The organism is Bartonella sp. AA83SXKL (assembly GCF_042196965.1).
In the GTDB taxonomy this organism is placed as follows: Bacteria; Pseudomonadota; Alphaproteobacteria; order Rhizobiales; family Rhizobiaceae; genus Bartonella.
In genome coordinates, this window is sequence record NZ_JBHIRG010000319.1 from 319 (window position 1) to 571 (window position 253).

The 253-nt window shown below is 41.9% G+C and carries 1 protein-coding gene; it reads right to left on the minus strand.

The genetic code is table 11. From position 1 onward, the window contains the following. On the minus strand, positions 1 to 253 hold a 253-nt coding region (locus ACFINO_RS11375; RefSeq protein ID WP_375655958.1), incomplete at both ends, for a hypothetical protein.

Sequence of the window (253 nt, forward strand, 5' to 3'; positions counted from 1 at the left end):
TCAAGCGTAAATTATTGCGCCTACCCACTTCAAAATCATTAAAGTCATGTGCTGGCGTGATTTTTACAGCACCACTTCCCTCATCAGGATTGGCATAAGCATCAGCAACAATCGACAACCTACGCCCCACAAGGGGTAAAATAGCATTTTGACCTATAAGATTTCTATAACGATCATCTTCAGGATTAACCGCAATTCCTGTATCACCGAGCATTGTTTCTGGCCGTGTTGTAGCAACAGTGATAAAAGTTGT